Consider the following 16,329-nt stretch of genomic DNA (forward strand, 5'->3'; position numbering starts at 1 on the left):
GTTGGGGCACCCGCCCTGCCGGTGACGAAGGCTTGCACCGGCGGGCGGGTTCTGCGAAGCCTCCGCCATTCCCGGCAGGTCGGACCCGGCGTATTGGGGCATCGCAATGGACAAGCAATCCGAATTCTTCCTCGTGCTGCATGAATGGCTGGACCCGGCGGTCGAGACGGCAAAGCTCTGGCTGCTGTCGCCCGCCGCCTGGTCGCAATTCGCCCTGCTGATCGTGGCCTTCATGGCCGCGCGGCTGCTGACGCTGCGGACCCAGCCACTGTTCATGCGGCTGATCACCCCGCCGGAGGGCAAGACTGGCTATATGGTCACGGCGCGCCTGTTCGCCAGCCGCTTCCTGCCGCTTCTGTTGCCTCTTTTCGCCTGGGCCTTCACCGCTCTGGGAGAAGAGATCACCCGCTCGCTGTTCGGCTCGGGTGCCGTTATCGCCTTTGGCAAGCGCATCTTCCTGTTCCTCGCCGCCCGGATCTTCGTGCGCGAGGTGCTGCGTGACAGCTTCCTGCGGCTGTTGGGTCGCTATGTCCTGATTCCGGTCGCCGCGCTTTATGCGCTTGGCATCCTGGACGAGATTTCGCTGCGGCTGGAAGAAACCATCATCGCTTTCGGCAACATCCGCTTCTCGGTCATGGCACTGATCCGGGGGCTGATTGCGGGATCGCTGCTGTTCTGGCTGGGCGCCTGGTCGAACCGGCAGAGCGCCGATTACATCAAGAAACAGGAAGAGCTGCGCCCGGCCACCCGCGAACTGGCGGTGAAGGCAACCGAGGTTATGATCTTCGGCGCCTCGTTCCTGCTGCTGATGTCGATCATGGGCATCGACCTGACCGCGGTCGCGGTTCTGGGCGGTGCGCTGGGTGTCGGGATCGGCCTTGGCCTGCAACAGATCGCTGCGAACTTCGTGTCCGGCATCATCCTGCTGCTGGAAGGCCAGACCACCGTCGGCGATTACGTCGAACTGGACGGCGGCGAAAAGGGCACCATCGTCCGGATGACTGCCCGCGCCTGCATTCTGGAAACCTTCGATGGCAAATGGATCGTGGTGCCGAATGACCATTTCATCACCTCGCGCGTGGTCAACTATTCCGATCAGGGGTCAGCCAACCGTTACGAGGCAGAGTTCTCGGTCAGCTATGACACCGATATCAACAAGGTGCCGGAGATCATCGAGGCGGCAGTCGCCGCGCTGCCCTTCGTGCTGACCGAACCCGACGGGCCCGATTGCGAATTGCGTGGCTTTGGCGAAAGTTCTGTCGATTTCGCGGTGGAATACTGGGTCAACGGCATTGACGATGGCAAGAACCGCTTCGGATCCCCCGTGCTGTTCGCCATCTGGAACGCGCTGAAGGACAACGGGATCGAGATGCCCTTCCCGCAGCGCGTGGTCCATCTCCGCAACGCGGGCGCCGAGGCCGCGGGGGCATGAGAGCGCTGGTCATCGGCGCCGGTCCGGCCGGGCTGATGGCAGCCGAGGCGCTGGCCGATGCGGGGCATCCGGTCGTGGTGGCAGAGGCCAAGCCCTCTCCTGCGCGCAAGCTGCTGATGGCGGGGAAATCCGGGCTGAACGTGACGAAGGACGAGCCGCTGCCCGCCTTCGCCGCGCAGTACGATGCCGGATGGCTGGCACCGATACTGGCGGCCTTTGGCCCCGAACAGGTGAAGGACTTCTGTCGCGGGTTGGGGCAAGAGGTCTTCACCGGCTCGTCGGGGCGGGTGTTTCCGGTGGCTCTGAAAGGTTCACCGCTGCTGCGGGCCTGGCTGGAGCGGTTGGCGCGGAAGGGCGTGGACCTGCGCCGCCGTTGGCGCTGGACCGGATTTGATGGCGATGCGCTGATTTTCGACACGCCGGAGGGCCCGCAAGCGCTGCGCCCTGCCGTCACCGTGCTGGCGCTTGGCGGCGCAAGCTGGCCCCGGCTGGGGTCAGATGCGGCCTGGCTGCCCTGGCTGGCCGCGCGGGGCGTGAAGATAACGCCCTTCGCCCCGGCGAACATGGGCTTTTGCATGGGCTGGTCCCCCCATATGGCGCGGCATTTCGGCCAGCCGGTCAAGGGCACCTGCCTGATTGCGGGCGACCGGCGCGAGCGGGGCGAGTTCGTGATCTCGGCCCGCGGGCTTGAAGGCGGCGGGATCTACACAATCAGCCGCGACTTGCGGTTGGGGGCACCTCTGGCGCTGGATCTGTTCCCCGATCTCACACTGGCGACACTGCGCGACCGGCTGGTGCGGATGAAGCCGGGCGAAAGTGCCAGTAACCGGCTGCGCAAGCTGGGATTGCCGCCCGCGACGACCGCGCTGGTGATGGAACTGGCCCGGCCCCTGCCCGCCGATCTGGCCCCCCTGCTGAAGCATCTGCCGGTGCCCCATACAGGCCCCCGCCCGCTGGACGAGGCGATATCCTCAGCGGGGGGGATCGCGCGCGCGGCCCTCACCGATGATCTGGAGCTGAAAGCCCTGCCAGGCCTTTTTGCCGCCGGAGAAATGCTGGACTGGGAGGCGCCGACCGGCGGCTATCTGCTGACCGCAAGCTGGGCCACCGGCCTTCATGCGGGGCGCGCGGCGGCGCGGCGGCTGGCGAGCATCCCGATATCGTGAGGTCGGCTATGCCGCAGCCGCTAGTCCTTGACGCTGCGCGCCCGGCTCCTTACGTTTCTTGCCTGACAGATTCCCTTGGAGAACGATCATGGGCGCCGCAACCGTAGCCGTCACCGATGCCACTTTCGATGAAGAAGTCCGCAAATCGCCGATCCCGGTCGTGGTGGATTTCTGGGCCGAATGGTGCGGCCCGTGCCGCCAGATCGGCCCGGCGCTGGAGGAACTCGCCACTGAATATGCGGGCAAGGTGAAGATCGTGAAGGTCAATGTCGACGAAAACCCCGACAGCCCGGCTGTTCTGGGTGTGCGCGGCATTCCGGCGCTGTTCCTGTTCAAGGACGGGCAGGTGGTGTCGAACAAGATCGGCGCCGCGCCGAAAGCCGCGCTGGCGAACTGGATCAGCTCGGCCATCTGATTTTGCGCTGAATTTCGGAAAGGGCGGTCCTTCGGGGCCGCCTTTTTTATGCGGGTGTTCTAGGCGATCGGCCAGCCTTGGGCCTTAAGAAGCGCCGCGATCCGGGCCGGGGCGTCGGGGGCCTGCGCGTCAATCGCCTCGTGCCGGAAGAACCACCACAGATATTCGGCCATGCGGTCTGGCGGCGCGGCCCCACGCGCGAAGGCGGCTTCGATCCCGTCGCGCAGGACCGAACCGGCGGGGTGATGAAAGTCGATCCCGGCAAACAACACCGCCCCCTTGCCCGCGATCATCGCCTGCAAGGCCACGCTGGAGTTTTGCGTGACCACATAATCGCAGCGGGCAAGCAGTTCGGCAGAAGGCGCCTCGACCAGACGGAAACGCGGGTCTGTCACCCCAGCCAGCGCGACGCGCTCGGCCCCGGTATAGGTCTCGCCGGGATGCAGCGTCGCCACCACCGGCAAGGGTTGACGCGCCAGCGTCTCGGCGATCATCGCCATCGGGCTCATGCTTTGGAACGAGCGGTGATCCAGCAGGCGGCCCTGCAAGGGCATGAAGACAAAGCCCTCGCGCTTTGACTCGCGCCCTGCCAGCACACGTTCGCGCAACCGCGCTTGGAAGGCTCGGGCGCGTGGCGGGATGCGGCTGCAATCCGGCGTCTTGCGCGCGACAGCGAAGTTCCAGCGCTCGTTGGTCGGCTCGATCCGCCAGAACGGATAGTAATAGGCGCGGCGCAGACACAACGTGCGCCGGTCATGCGGTTCTTGCATATGGGTCAGGGTATAGCCGCCACGCGCGGGCGGCTCGGCGCCTTCAGCCTCCGGGTGGTGATGCAGCGCCCAGCCCGGCAGCGCCTCGATGATCCGGCTGAGGATATTGGTCTTGCCCGCTTCGTGATCTGCCCGCAGATGTGCGGGCAGATAGAGGTGGAGCGCCCGATCAGCCATGGCCCAAGCGCGACAGCAGCGCCGCATGCAATCCCGGCGCCGCAGCGATCACCCCCGCCGCCTGCGGATGGGCGATATTGAACCGCAGCGGTTGGCCCAGCCGGTCAGTCACCGTGGCGCCCGCTTCGGCCGCGATCAGCGCCCCGGCGGCGATATCCCATTCCCAGGCATCGCGCAGCGTCAGCATGCCGTCGTGCCGCCCCTCTGCCACCAGACAGAGCCGATAGGCCAGCGAGGGGCGAAAGCTGCGTTTCAGGTCCGGCACCCCGCCGGGCCAGTGCTCCGGCGCCATGTTCGGCCCGGTGGTCAGCAGCGTCGCCCCTTCGACCCCGGCCCGGCCTGAGGCGCGGATCGGCGCATCGTTCTTCCGTGCCCCCTGCGCCAGTGCAGCCGTATAGGTGCGGTCCAGCGCCGGCAGATGGACCACACCCGCCACCGGGATGCCCTGCTCTACCACGGCCAGCGAAACGGCGAAGGTATCCTCGCCCGCGATGAAGGCACGGGTGCCGTCGATCGGGTCCAGAACGAACAGCCGCGCGGCGCCCAGCCGTTCAGGCGTGTCTGCGTCTTCCTCGGACAGCCAGCCGTAACCAGGACGCGTCTTCAAAAGCAAGTCGTGCAGCAGGGCGTTCACCGCCAGATCAGCCTCGCTGACAGGCCCCTGCCCCGGCTTTTCCCAGGATTTCGGCGCCTGCCGCCAGTATCGCATGGCCAGCGCACCCGCCTGCCGGGCCGCATCGGTGATCAGGACAAGGTCATCCTCATTGACCCGCAAGCGTCATCCCTTCCACCAGCAGGCTGGGCACGCGGGTTGACAAATGCGGCCGCGCATCATTGGCGGCGATCATCGACAGAAGCATGGTCCGCAGATTGCCCGCGATGGTGCATTCATTGACCGGGTAGGCGATCTCACCATCCTCGACCCAGAAGCCGCTGGCGCCGCGCGAATAATCCCCCGTAGTCGGGTTGATGGTCGAGCCGATCATCGAGGTCACCAGAAGCCCGGTCCCCATCTGCCCGATCAGTTGCTTGCGCGTGGCGGTGCCCGGCGTCAGGTCGATGTTCGAGGTCGCGGGCGAAGGCGGCGACGTGGTGCCGCGCGCCGCATTGGCGGTGGAGGCCATACCAAGCTTGCGCGCGGTAGCCAGATCCAGCGTCCAGCCGGTCAGGATGCCGTTTTCCACAATGGCACGGCGCTGCGTCGGCAGCCCTTCGGCATCGAAAGGACGCGAGCCGGAAATCCGCGCGCGATGCGGATCCTCGATCACCGACAACCCCCTGGGCAACACCTGCTGCCCCAAAGCATCGCGCAGCCAGCTTGAGCCGCGCGCGATGGAGGCACCATTCACTGCCGACAGAAGGTGGCCGATCAGACTTTGCGCGATCCGTTCGTCAAACAGCACATTATAGGTGCCGGTCGCCGGTTTGCGCGCCCCCGCCCGCGCCAGCGCACGTTCGGCGGCCAGGGCGCCGGTTTCCTCTGGCCGTGGCATGTCGGCGATATGGATGCGGGATTCCCCGGCCCAGTCACGCTCCATCCCCGTGCCCTCGCCGGTGAAAGCGACGGCGGAAACCGAGGTGGCGCTGCGGGCATAGCCACCGGAAAAGCCGTTGGTCGCGGCAAGGTGCATGCGGCGGCGCGAATGGCCGGCGGAAGCCTCCACCTGCCGGATGCCGGCGCGGGCCATGGCGGCGTCTTCTGCGGCACGGGCGGCCTGTTCCAGCGCGGCAGGGCTGGGTTCGGGCGCGTCATCGGCAAGATCCAGCGCCGCCAGATCCCAGTCGCGGGCGATCTGGCCGGGATCAGCCAGCCCCGCGTATGGGTCCGCCGGGGCCTCGCGCGCCATGGCGACGGCGCGTTCCGCCACCTCGGCCAACGTGCGCGGTGAGGTATCCGAGACCGAAACACAGGCCTGCCGCCCGCCGATCAGCACGCGGAGACCAAGGTCGATCTGTTCGGCCCGTTCCGCCTGTTCCAGCTTGCCCTGACGGATGTCGATGGACAGCGCCGTGCCCTCTACCGCCAGTGCATCGGCAGCCTCGGCGCCCGCCTTACGGGCCGCGTCGAGCAGGGCATGGGTCAGGGTAGCGAGATCGGTCATGGCATGTCCTTCCTGTGCAGGACCGAGCTAAGCCGCCCGGCGCCTGCGTGCAAGACTTATGCGATATGCAGATCGCGCGGCAGCGACGACAGGATCTCGCATCCGGTTTCGGTGACGACGGCGAGTTCCTCCAGCCGGATGCCGAACCGGCCGGGCAGATAGATGCCCGGCTCGACCGAGAACACCATTCCCGGCGCCAGGATCACGTCAGACGTGCCGCTGATATAGGGTGGCTCGTGGATTTCCTGCCCGACGCCATGGCCCGTGCGGTGGGTGAAGAAATCGCCGTAGCCCGCCGTCGCGATCACCGCGCGGGCCGCTGCATCAACGTCACGCGCCGGGATGCCGGGGCGGATAACGGCCAGCGCGGCCTGCACCGCCGCCTCGACCACGGCATGTACCTCGGCATAGCCTTCGGGCGCGGGGCCACAGGCCGCCATGCGGGTGATGTCGGAATAGTATCCATCCTTGCGGGCACCAATGTCACAGACGAGGATGTCCCCTTCCGCGATGACCCGGTCGCCGGTGTGATGATGCGGGAAAGCCCCGTTCGGGCCGCTGGCGATGATGGTGAACTCCGGCACCGCGCCTTCGGCCTTGAAAGCGGCGCGCGCGGCTTCGGCCACCTGCCGCTCCGTCTGGCCGGGGCGGATCGCGGCGCGCAGGGCCTGTTGCGCCAGATCGGCGATGCGGGCGTTTTCGCGCAGGGCGGAGATTTCGGTCGCATCCTTGCAAAGCCGCAGATGCCCCACGGTTTCCGAGGCAAACATCCGACCGGCAGCGGGCAGCGCGTCCAGCAGCAGCAGGGCATGGTCGGCGCGCATGGTTTCATCCAGACTGACCGTGCCAATGTCACCAAGCGCGGCCAGCGCCTCAGCCAGCGCGGCGGCGGGCCCCTGATCATCCGCCCAGCGCCATTGCGCCCAGTCGCTGTGCGCCGCCACCTCCTCGCCGTTCAGCGCGGGCATCAGCCAGCCAGCGGTACGATGGCCGATCAGCGCGAGGCAGGGCCGTTCATCCGGCATCGGCGCGAACCCGTGCAGCCAGCGCAGATGCGCGCCGGGCGCCAGCGCCACCAGATCCACCCCCGCCTCGACCATCCGCACGCGCAACCGCGCCAGACGCGCCTCAGCCACCGAACCGCCCACCGGCACGGCGCGCATGGCCGCAACCAGCGCCACATGTTGCGCCGCCAGCAAGTCCTGCAAGGCCGTCACCCGATCCGGGGTGAAGTGGTTTTCCACATCCAGAATGTTCACTGTGCCGATCACCTGCCCGCCATCAAGCACCGGCAGGTTGATCGCGGAATGACAGCCCAGCGCATTGATCTGCGCATGATCAAAGAAATAAGGCGCAAACTCCGCCGTGGTATTGGCGATGAAGGGCTTCCCCTCGATCAGCACGCGGCGCGACCAGGCGTCCTGCTGGATCGGCTTTGGCACGGACAGCGGATAGGCCGTGTGATCCGAACTGTAAGCCCGGCGCGCCAGTCCCACATCGGGGTCCTGCACACTGATGGTAAAAAGCCGCGCGCCGCCCAGCGCCTCGGCCTCACGGTGCAACTGGGCGAACAGCGCGTCTGATTGCATGAGGGGCGTTTCCTTTCACGAAAAAGGCCGCCCGATGAGGGCGGCCCAAGGGATGTCGGGTGCAGGTTATTGCAGCTGCATGCCGTTGGCGAAGAAGTGCTTGTCCTTGAACTCCAGCGTGGAGGTCATGGTATCCGGCGCACTGGGATCGACCTTGGCGAACATGCCCAGCATCATCCGGGTGCCCATCATCTGATCCTCAGGGACCAGCCCCATGGCCATCAGCTTGTCCAGCAGCGCGTTGACGCCCACGGCCTTCAGGTCGATCTGGCCGGTCGGCGCCGGAACGCCACCATAGGTTTCCATATCGCTGTTGTCGAAGGTCAGCGCGCCCGAACCCGTGACCTCGGCCCCTGCGGCGGTGACCTGAAGTTCGTTGATGTCCAGCGCATTGATCTCGCCCGGAGCGCCTTCACCCAGCGCGGCCATCTCGGCCTCGTCCAGCAGATTGACGTTCAGCGTGACCTTGCCCTTGGTATCCAGCACCACGTTCATGGGGTCGCGCGGCAGCTGCGCTGTCGGGTCCAGCATGCCCCAGATCTCATCCGAGACGGTCAGCCCGACAAGCTTGGTCAGGAAGGCAAAATCGGCGGGGGCGTCGGTTCGGGAAACCGGCATCACCAGATTGAACGCGCCTTCCTTGTAGCCGAAATTCACCTGCGGGAAGGGGATCTGCGCACCCGAGACCGTGACGCGCGCGTCCTTCGCACCGGCACCATAGGCCAGACGGCTGGCGTCCATCGCGAAAGAAAGGCTGCCGCCGGTATTGGAGGCCGAAATCTGCATCGGGCCTTCCGCACCATCGACCTTCATGTCCATGGTACCACCGGCATAGGCAAAGCTGCCCTCCATCGCGCTGCCCGCTTTCAGCGCGGCCAGAAAATCATCTGCCACGCCGCCGGTCATCCGCGAAGTCGACTGCCCGGTCAGCGCGGTCATGTCGGCCTTGACGTCAACCTTGCTGTTGTCTGCGGTATCCGTGCCGCTGATCACAATGCCAAGGCTGTCCGCCGCCAGATTGCTGGTCACCACCAAATCGGTCGTGCCCGAGACCAGGTAATTGCCGGAAAGGCCGCGCAGCGTCGCCTCGAGCTTCAGATCCTCGGGGACGTCTTTCGGGCCTTCGATGCCGGACAGTGATGCTTTCACGCTGGAGCCGGTGAAATCATACCGGGTTTCCTCGGGCGTGCCCGAGACGATGACGCGCATGCCGGGGGTGGCAATCGTCAGCCCGGTGGTGGTTGCGGGCACCTCACCCTCGGCTTCGGTTTTCACCGTCATGCTGGACGTCTCGCTCATCGTCATCTCGACGGTGCCGTCTCCCTGTTCCTTCAGGCGCACCTCGTCCAGATGCATCACTGCCTCGGCCCCTTCGTTCTTCGACGTAAGGTCGATGCCGCGAATCACCAGCGTATCGCCCTCGCGGGCTTCGCTGCCGGTCGTCATCGTCTGGCCGTAGGAGGTGCTGAGCGTCTTCCAGTTCTCCCAGACCTGTTCGGGAGTCACATCCGCCAAAGCGGCATTGCCCGCCAGAAGCGCCACGCAGGCGGTCGAGCACATGAATTTCAATCGGGTCATAACGAAACCTTCCTGCTGTAATGATGCAACAGCATCCGCGAGTGGCATGGGCCGGTCAAGGCTTTCCGGCGCGATGTCACATGAGGTATCAAGCCTGCGTGACGGAGGGAAGAAGGCATGGTGATGAACGGGAAGGTAGTGGCGATTACCGGCGCAAGCCGGGGGATCGGCGCGGCGGCGGCGCGGGTTTTCGCGGCCGCAGGCGCGAAAGTCGCCCTGTTGGCACGCAGCGAAGCGGAAATGGCGGCGCTGACGGCGGATATCGGCGCGGATCGCGCCCTGGTGCTGGCCTGCGATGTGGCGGATGCAGCGGCGGTTTCGGCTGCGGTGGCGCAGATTGTCGCACACTGGGGACAGCTTGACGTGCTGGTCAACAACGCCGGAATGATTGAGCCGATAGCGCGGATCGAAGACGCCGATCCCGCGCTTTGGGCACAGGCGGTGCAGGTCAATCTGGCGGGGGTGTTCAACGGCATCCGCGCGGCGCTTCCGGTGATGAAATCCGCCGGTACCGGCACGATCATCACCATCTCTTCCGGCGCAGCGCACCGGCCACTGGAGGGCTGGAGCGCCTATTGCGCCTCGAAGGCCGGGGCGGCGATGCTGACGCGCGCCCTGCATCTGGAGGAAGGCCAGTGGCTGCGCGTCATGGGTCTGTCGCCCGGCACGGTCGCGACCGGGATGCAGGTGCAGATCAAGGCATCAGGCATCAACCCTGTCAGCCGTCTTGAGGTGACAGACCATATTCCCGCCGACTGGCCCGCGCAGGCCTTGCTGTGGATGTGCAGCCCCGAAGCCGATGACTGGCGGGGCGAGGAAATTTCGCTCAGGGACGAAAACATCCGGCGCAAGGTGGGGCTGTTGGCATGATCGAACTGTCTGTCGACGGCGGTGTCTGGACCGTCACACTGAACCGGCCCGACAAGGCCAATTCGCTGACCCGCGCCATGCTGGAGGAACTGGACAGCCTCGCGATCCGCGCCGGGGCCGAGGGCGCGCGGGTGCTGGTGCTGACGGGCGCCGGCAAGGTGTTTTCTGCCGGGGCCGATCTGGACGAAGCCCGCGCAGGGCTTGCCACCGCCGATGTCTGGGAACGGCTGTCGGGCCGCATCGCCGCCCTGCCCTGCCTGACCATCGCCGCGCTGAACGGCACGCTGGCCGGGGGCGCCATGGGCATGGTGCTGGCCTGTGACCTGCGGATCGGCGTACCGGGAGCGAAATTCTTCTACCCGGTGATGAAGCTTGGCTTCCTGCCACAGCCGTCGGACCCCGGCCGTCTGGCCGCGCTGGTCGGGCCGTCACGGGCCAAGATGATCCTGATGGCAGGTGTAAAGGCCAGCGCGGAAGAAGCGCTGGCCTGGGGTCTGCTGGACCGCATCGTCGCGCCGGAGACCCTGATGGCCACAGCAGCCGAGCTTGCGGAGGATGCGGGCGGGGCAACCCCCGCCCATGTCGCGGCGATCAAGGCAATGGTGCCACTGCGGGGCTGAATGCCCCGCATCCGCGTCTTACTTCTTCTTCGGCGGCACGAAGCGCTTGGAGGTGTCGCGCGCATCCACCGGACGCGGCGCGGGTTTGCCCTTGCCGGACTTCGCCGCGAAACCGCCTTCCGCCTTGTGCGACTTCGTTCCGGCCGCGCGGGTGGGCTTGTCCTTGCCGCCGCCATGCGACTTGAAGCCAGCCGATTTACCCGCCGGTTTGGTATCGCCGCCCTTCGTGGCGCGATCCCCCGCCGACCAGCGCGGCTTGCGGTCGCCGCCCTCGGGCCCGGCACCGCGCGGCGCATAGGGTTTACGGTCGCCCTCGTCCCGCGCTCCGTAAGGTTTGCGGTCCCCTGTATCGCGGGCGCCATAGGGTTTGCGCTCGCCACCCTCACGCGGCGTGTAGGGCTTGCGGTCCGCACCGTCGCGCGGGGCGTAAGGTTTGCGCTCTCCCGCCTCACGCGGGGCATAGGGTTTGCGGTCCCCGGAGTCGCGCGGGGTGTAGGGCTTGCGCGCAGGAGCGGCCTCCTCGCCCTGTGCCTTGCGGCCATAGGGCGCGGCTTCGCGCGGCTTGTAGCTGCGCTTTTCCGTCTCGGCGCCTTCCGGGCGTTGCGGATACTCACGCTCGCGGCTCGCATAGGGCTTGCGGGTTCCCTCAGCCGCTGCGGGGCGACGATCTTCCCAGGCACGCGCCGGGCGTTCGTCCCGGTCCCGGGCCGGGCGGTCCTCCCGCGCAGGGCGCGGCGCGGCCTCGCCCTCATCTACAAAGCGCGAGGGTTTCGGCTGATAGGCAGGCTTGTCACGACGCGGCGCGCGATCAGTCCGGTCACCACGGTCCGGGCGCGGAGCGCGCTCAGGACGCGGGCCACCGCGTTCCGGGCGGCCAAACTGCGGCTCGCCCTCGACGCGCTCCATGTTCAGGCCGGGCTCAAGCTCCACTTGCGCCCCGATGCGACCAGCCGCCGCCTTGGCGATCTGGACGAAGGTCACGGTCTGCTGCACGCGGATCGCACCGATCTCGTTCTTGGTGATGCCGACACCATCACAGATTTTCGGCAACAGCCAGCGCGCCTCCGCCCGACCCTCATGGCCGACCGTCAGCAGGAACCATTCCGCCTCGCCAAAGGCGTTGCGGTCGCGCGGGGCCGAGGGGGCCGCCGCAGCAGGGGGCGCCATGTCCTGAAGCACCTCGGGCGCCGAACGCGCATCGCGCCACAACCGCACGAAAGCCGCCGCCATATGCTCGGCGCCGTAGCGCTCGATCAGATCCCGCGCCAGCGCGGCCTCTTCGCCCGGCCGGTCGGACAGCAGCGGCAGTTCCATAAGCCGCGCGTCGTCACGTTCCTGAACCTCGTCAGCCGAAGGGGCCTTGGCCCATTCCGCCACGACCTTGGCACCTTGCAGCAGACGCGAGGCCTTGCGGAATTCCGACGGCGGCACGATCAGCGCGGATACGCCCTTGTTGCCCGCCCGGCCGGTGCGGCCCGAACGGTGCAGCAGGGTTTCCGAATTCGACGGCAGATCGGCGTGGATCACCAGTTCCAGCCCCGGCAAGTCGATGCCGCGCGCCGCAACGTCCGTGGCGATACAGACCCGCGCGCGCCCGTCACGCAGCGCTTGCAGCGCATGCATACGTTCGGTCTGGCTCAGCTCGCCCGACAAGGCGACGACCTGGAATCCCCGGTTGCCCATCCGCGCCAGCAGATGATTGACGTTGGCGCGGGTCTTGCAGAACACGATGGCCGTGCGCGCCTCATAGTAGCGCAGCACGTTGAAGATCGCGTGTTCGCGGTCACGCGGGCTGACGTTGAAGGCGCGATATTCGATATCGCCATGCTGCTTCGCCTCGCCCGCCGTTTGCAGACGGATCGCGTCACGCTGGAAGGTGGACGCGAGTTTCTCGATCTCTTTCGGCACAGTGGCCGAGAACATCAGCGTGCGACGGCCTTCCGGCGCGGCAGAGAGAATGAACTCCAGATCCTCGGCAAAACCAAGGTCGAGCATCTCATCGGCTTCGTCCAGCACGGCGACATGCAGCAGCGACATATCAAGGCTGCCGCGCTCGATATGGTCGCGTAGGCGGCCGGGCGTGCCCACGACGATATGCGCGCCGAAGGACAACGCGCGGCGTTCGGTGCGGTAGTCCATGCCACCGACGCAGGTGGCGATCTGGGCGCCGGCCTCAGCATAAAGCCATTCCAGTTCGCGCGCGACCTGCTGCGCCAGTTCGCGCGTCGGCGCGATGATCAGCGCCAGCGGCGCCTCGGCGGGCTTGAGGATGTCCGCGCCGCCCAGCACCTCGGGCGCCATGGCAAGGCCAAAGGCCACGGTCTTGCCCGAGCCGGTCTGCGCCGAAACCAGCGCGTCGCGACCCAGCAATTCGGGCGCAAGAACGGCTTCCTGCACGGGGGTGAGGCTTTCATAGCCCTTGGCGGCAAGCGCCGCTGCCAGCGGGGCCGCAATCGGAAGATCAGTCATGTCTGTTACCTGAAGGGGCGGGAAGGCCCTGTGACGGCCCTGCCATTCCCCTTGCAGCCGGGCCTCCCTGCCCGTGCTGCCCCGGAATCATTCGGAGCCTTGCCGCCGCGCCTACAGCAAATCCCACCCCTTGTATAGCCCTGCGGCGCCTGGCAGGGCACCGATGGGCCAGAAAGCTGCCGATGGCAACCCGCAGCCCCGGCCCCGGCGCCGCGATGTATCCAGATGTTCTCCGCCCCGACCATCGGAAGAGTCTCCGCCCGCGTCACCGCCAAATTCATCGCGCCCCTAGCGCGGTTCTGGCAGGTCACGCCCGTCACCGATGTGAAATCGCGGACGATCCGCACGTCGTCTCGCCCCCGTTGCCCGGCCGAAAAGCAGGGTGATGGCACCCGGTAAACCTGCTGTTCTCCGTCAAGTCCAGACGGCCCCGGAGAGCCTTATGCAGGTCAACCTTCTATAGCGTCGCGCCACCCTTCGCTGGCACGGCAACTTCTGGTCCCATCATCGGATTGCCCACCACGCGGCCAGGGTGCCCAAGCTGGTCAACCTGCCTTGTTATCCGATAACAGGCCACCGATTTTGCCTAGCGCGGCAACGGGGTGCATCTGTCGGGACAGCGAATCCGCAAACAGAAAGGAACGGACATGCTGCCCGCTGTCATCTCTGCTCCCGCATCAACTGCACCGCGCCGGTTCGGCCGTGCCGCCATTGCCACCATCACCGCGCTGGCCATCGGCCTGACCGCCGCCGCCCCCGCGCAGGCGCTTGGCCGGAATGAACGCAACTTCCTCAAAGGGGTGGCCGCCGCCATGGTGGTCGACCGCCTGCTGGACGAGGCACGCCGGAACCAGCGGCCGCGCTATGTGCAACCGCAATATGTGCAGCCCCGCCCCGTCTATCGGCAGGTCTACCGCCCCGCCCCGCATTATGACCGCTATCAGCAGCCCTCGCGCCCGAGCATATGGATGACGCCCTCGGCGCAGGCTTTCAATTCCTACAGCGCCTACGACCGCCGCCGGATCCAAAGCGGCCTGGCCGCGCGCGGCTACTACCGGGGCGGCATTGATGGCGCTTTCGGCCCCGGCACCTATTCCGCCATCGTGGCCTATGCCAATGATCGCGGACGCGGCCGCGACCTTGGCAGCGCTGCAGGGGTCTACGGCCTGTTCGACGGGCTGGTCTACTGAACCTCCGGGCCGGGCGGGATCATCCCTTGCGGATGGTGTCGCCCGGCTCAAGCGTCGGGAACAGCTCGATCCGCTCACCGCCGATCACACCCGAGGGGCGCTTGCCCGCGATGATCTCGGCCGCATGTACGCCAATCTCGCGGCGACAGGCATCCATCGTCGCCAGCTTGCGCGGAAGCCCGTCCAGCAGCTCCACCCCGTTGAAGCCCGCCAGCCCCAGCCGCCCCGGAACGTCGATCCCCTTGTCGAGACAGTAAAGCAGGCCGCCCGCACCGATCATATCGTTTGAATAGTAAAGGAAATCGAGATCCGGGTTGCGTTCGAGAATCGCCCCCGTCATTTCGCGCCCCTTCAGAAGCGCCGAGCCGCCCGCATAATATTCCTCGCCAGCCAGCGACAGACCCGCAGCCGCCAGCCCCTCTTTGAACCCCTCCAGCCGCTTCCGGGCGCGGTGGTCATCCGGCATCTTGGTGCCCAGAAACCCGATGCGCCGATACCCCGCCGCCACGATGGCTTCGGCCATCTTCAGTCCGGCCCGCCGGTGCGAGATGCCGACCGCGCTGTCAACCGGCGTGCCGTCGATATCCATGATCTCGACGATCGGGATGCCCGCGCTTTCCAGCATGGCCTGCGCCGCCGGGCTGTGTTCAAGCCCCGCAATGATGACACCGGAGGGGCGCCAGCTCAGCATTTCGTAAAGCACAGCCTCCTCACGCTCCGGGCTGTAGTTGGTGATGCCGACCACGGGTTGCAGGCCGGTATCCTCCAGCGTTTCGGAAATGCCCATCATCACTTCGGGAAAAACCATGTTGGACATCGAGGGTATGATGACACCGACCAGATTGACCCGCTGGGACGCCAGCGCACCGGCGATCTTGTTCGGCACATAGCCCAGGTCACGCGCTGCCTGAAGCACACGTTCCCGCGTCGTTTCGGAAACGTCCCCGCGGTTGCGCAGCACCCGGCTGACGGTCATCTCGCTGACACCGGAGGCTTCGGAGACGTCCCGCAGGGTCAGGGTGCGGCGCGGATCGGCAACGGGAGGCTTGGACACGTTTGTTGGACCTTCTGCAAAATTCTCGCAAGAACGTGAATCCTTGTTAGCGCCAAAGCTTCCCCTTGTCCAAGGCCTGTTTCCCTGTTATTGATAGCGCTAACGGCATTCCTGCCGACCAGTATCCACCGCGCCAGCAAGCTCTCAACCGGCGCGAGGGACCAAGGGGGAGCGATGGGCCAAAAGCGCTCCCCCTTTTTCGTTCTGCCAGAACAGGAAAGTCTTGCAAGACCGACGAAATCGCCGCTAGAAGGCCCACAAGGCCCCGTGGCTCAACTGGATAGAGCAGCCCCCTCCTAAGGGGCAGGTTACAGGTTCGAGTCCTGTCGGGGTCACCATTTATTTATTTAAAATCATATGGATGCGGTTCGCCGCCTCGGTGTGGATGCAGCTTCCGTCCGGATTTTCCGTGCCCAGCTGTCGAACGGAGGAGGAGTGCTGTAACGCGACAAAAACATAGGGGTTTTTAAGAGAGTGCGTTGCCCTATCCGTCGCTAGGTGTCGTTACCCGTCGCCAGCCGTCTTTCCTCAATAAAATAAGGCGCTTGCCGAGGCTGTGAGGCTCTGGTGGCGTGTCTGGGCGGCTTCGGGGCGGTCATGGCGGTCGCGACGAAAATATTGCGCCAAACAGGTAGCCAGAGCGTGATCCGCGCCCTCGCTGGCGCCCGGACCCGAGCTGCTAATCGCCCGAAAACATCAATAAAACTTGGCTTTAACGGCTGTTTCAGGGCGATTCAGCCAATCCGGGGAAAGTGCGAAACTCGGAACTCGTGCGCGGATTTTTGAACTCAGTTTGTTGATTTCCACTGAGAAGTGACCCGGGTTTTCCATCGAGATTTGACCCACCTCTGATTATGGATTTCGGTTCAGTTTTGGGTCAAGGGCGGGTTTCACTCC

Annotated in this window: 13 protein-coding genes and 1 tRNA gene; 7 read left to right on the plus strand and 7 right to left on the minus strand. The window is 66.1% G+C overall.

Translation table 11 applies throughout. From position 1 onward, the window contains the following. The first annotated feature begins 106 nt into the window (after window positions 1-106). From IE126_RS14470 to trxA, 3 genes are all read left to right on the plus strand, one after another. Window positions 107-1,432 (plus strand): mechanosensitive ion channel family protein, encoded by a 1,326-nt coding sequence (locus tag IE126_RS14470; RefSeq protein ID WP_189381409.1) that lies wholly within the window; start codon window positions 107-109, stop codon window positions 1,430-1,432. After that, window positions 1,429-2,598: a TIGR03862 family flavoprotein gene (locus IE126_RS14475; RefSeq protein ID WP_189381410.1), complete on the plus strand. Its 1,170-nt coding sequence runs from the start codon at window positions 1,429-1,431 to the stop codon at window positions 2,596-2,598. The genes IE126_RS14470 and IE126_RS14475 overlap by 4 nt, the downstream gene beginning before the upstream one ends. An 88-nt stretch (window positions 2,599-2,686) precedes the next feature. Further along, on the plus strand, window positions 2,687-3,013 hold the full coding sequence (trxA, locus tag IE126_RS14480) for a thioredoxin (RefSeq protein WP_054304256.1): 327 nt from the start codon (window positions 2,687-2,689) through the stop codon (window positions 3,011-3,013). Window positions 3,014-3,072: 59 nt separating this feature from the next. Here the strand turns inward: trxA and IE126_RS14485 are convergent, their stop codons facing one another. The 5 genes from IE126_RS14485 to IE126_RS14505 all read right to left on the minus strand — a co-directional run bounded on the left by IE126_RS14485 (window position 3,073) and on the right by IE126_RS14505 (window position 9,229). Continuing rightward, window positions 3,073-3,960, minus strand: a complete 888-nt coding sequence (locus IE126_RS14485) for a hypothetical protein (protein WP_189381411.1) — start codon at window positions 3,958-3,960, stop codon at window positions 3,073-3,075. Next, window positions 3,953-4,735 carry a 3'(2'),5'-bisphosphate nucleotidase CysQ gene (locus IE126_RS14490; protein WP_268245816.1) on the minus strand — a complete coding sequence of 261 codons (783 nt, stop codon included), beginning with the start codon at window positions 4,733-4,735 and terminating at the stop codon, window positions 3,953-3,955. Before IE126_RS14490 ends, IE126_RS14485 begins: the two co-directional genes overlap by 8 nt. Then, window positions 4,722-6,062 (minus strand): TldD/PmbA family protein, encoded by a 1,341-nt coding sequence (locus tag IE126_RS14495; protein ID WP_189381412.1) that lies wholly within the window; start codon window positions 6,060-6,062, stop codon window positions 4,722-4,724. The genes IE126_RS14490 and IE126_RS14495 overlap by 14 nt, the downstream gene beginning before the upstream one ends. 56 nt (window positions 6,063-6,118) lie before the next feature. After that, window positions 6,119-7,651 (minus strand): M24 family metallopeptidase, encoded by a 1,533-nt coding sequence (locus IE126_RS14500; protein WP_108130560.1) that lies wholly within the window; start codon window positions 7,649-7,651, stop codon window positions 6,119-6,121. A 66-nt stretch (window positions 7,652-7,717) separates the two neighbouring features. Beyond that, complete coding sequence (locus IE126_RS14505; RefSeq protein WP_189381413.1) at window positions 7,718-9,229, minus strand: DUF2125 domain-containing protein; 1,512 nt, start codon at window positions 9,227-9,229, stop codon at window positions 7,718-7,720. 117 nt (window positions 9,230-9,346) lie between these two features. On the opposite strand from IE126_RS14505, the gene IE126_RS14510 reads away from it, so the two are divergent. Then, entirely contained in the window at window positions 9,347-10,099 is a 753-nt protein-coding gene (locus IE126_RS14510; RefSeq protein WP_189381414.1) for an SDR family oxidoreductase, read from the plus strand. Then, window positions 10,096-10,719, plus strand: a complete 624-nt coding sequence (locus IE126_RS14515) for an enoyl-CoA hydratase/isomerase family protein (RefSeq protein ID WP_189381415.1) — start codon at window positions 10,096-10,098, stop codon at window positions 10,717-10,719. Before IE126_RS14510 ends, IE126_RS14515 begins: the two co-directional genes overlap by 4 nt. Window positions 10,720-10,737: 18 nt before the next feature. Here the strand turns inward: IE126_RS14515 and IE126_RS14520 are convergent, their stop codons facing one another. Further along, window positions 10,738-13,188, minus strand: a complete 2,451-nt coding sequence (locus IE126_RS14520) for a DEAD/DEAH box helicase (protein WP_189381416.1) — start codon at window positions 13,186-13,188, stop codon at window positions 10,738-10,740. Between the two features lie 647 nt (window positions 13,189-13,835). Between IE126_RS14520 and IE126_RS14525 the strand changes: the two genes are divergently transcribed. Next, window positions 13,836-14,378 carry a peptidoglycan-binding protein gene (locus IE126_RS14525; protein ID WP_054304263.1) on the plus strand — a complete coding sequence of 181 codons (543 nt, stop codon included), beginning with the start codon at window positions 13,836-13,838 and terminating at the stop codon, window positions 14,376-14,378. A 19-nt stretch (window positions 14,379-14,397) separates the two neighbouring features. On the opposite strand, the gene IE126_RS14530 is transcribed toward IE126_RS14525, so the two are convergent. Beyond that, window positions 14,398-15,432 (minus strand): LacI family DNA-binding transcriptional regulator, encoded by a 1,035-nt coding sequence (locus IE126_RS14530; RefSeq protein WP_054304264.1) that lies wholly within the window; start codon window positions 15,430-15,432, stop codon window positions 14,398-14,400. 261 nt (window positions 15,433-15,693) lie between these two features. On the opposite strand from IE126_RS14530, the gene IE126_RS14535 reads away from it, so the two are divergent. Beyond that, window positions 15,694-15,770 (plus strand) — tRNA-Arg (locus IE126_RS14535). The last annotated feature ends 559 nt before the right edge of the window (window positions 15,771-16,329 follow it).

This window comes from Gemmobacter nanjingensis, assembly GCF_014652195.1.
In the GTDB taxonomy this organism is placed as follows: domain Bacteria; phylum Pseudomonadota; class Alphaproteobacteria; order Rhodobacterales; family Rhodobacteraceae; genus Gemmobacter; species Gemmobacter caeni.

Bases quoted from the DNA above. Each gene is read 5' to 3' on its own strand.
- trxA (WP_054304256.1), top strand. From the start codon at position 2,687: ATGGGCGCCGCAACCGTAGCCGTCACCGATGCCACTTTCGATGAAGAA.
- IE126_RS14500 (WP_108130560.1), bottom strand. From the start codon at position 7,651: ATGCAATCAGACGCGCTGTTCGCCCAGTTGCACCGTGAGGCCGAGGCG.
- IE126_RS14520 (WP_189381416.1), bottom strand. From the start codon at position 13,188: ATGACTGATCTTCCGATTGCGGCCCCGCTGGCAGCGGCGCTTGCCGCC.
- IE126_RS14475 (WP_189381410.1), top strand. From the start codon at position 1,429: ATGAGAGCGCTGGTCATCGGCGCCGGTCCGGCCGGGCTGATGGCAGCC.
- IE126_RS14505 (WP_189381413.1), bottom strand. From the start codon at position 9,229: ATGACCCGATTGAAATTCATGTGCTCGACCGCCTGCGTGGCGCTTCTG.
- IE126_RS14515 (WP_189381415.1), top strand. From the start codon at position 10,096: ATGATCGAACTGTCTGTCGACGGCGGTGTCTGGACCGTCACACTGAAC.
- IE126_RS14495 (WP_189381412.1), bottom strand. From the start codon at position 6,062: ATGACCGATCTCGCTACCCTGACCCATGCCCTGCTCGACGCGGCCCGT.
- IE126_RS14485 (WP_189381411.1), bottom strand. From the start codon at position 3,960: ATGGCTGATCGGGCGCTCCACCTCTATCTGCCCGCACATCTGCGGGCA.
- IE126_RS14510 (WP_189381414.1), top strand. From the start codon at position 9,347: ATGGTGATGAACGGGAAGGTAGTGGCGATTACCGGCGCAAGCCGGGGG.
- IE126_RS14470 (WP_189381409.1), top strand. From the start codon at position 107: ATGGACAAGCAATCCGAATTCTTCCTCGTGCTGCATGAATGGCTGGAC.
- IE126_RS14525 (WP_054304263.1), top strand. From the start codon at position 13,836: ATGCTGCCCGCTGTCATCTCTGCTCCCGCATCAACTGCACCGCGCCGG.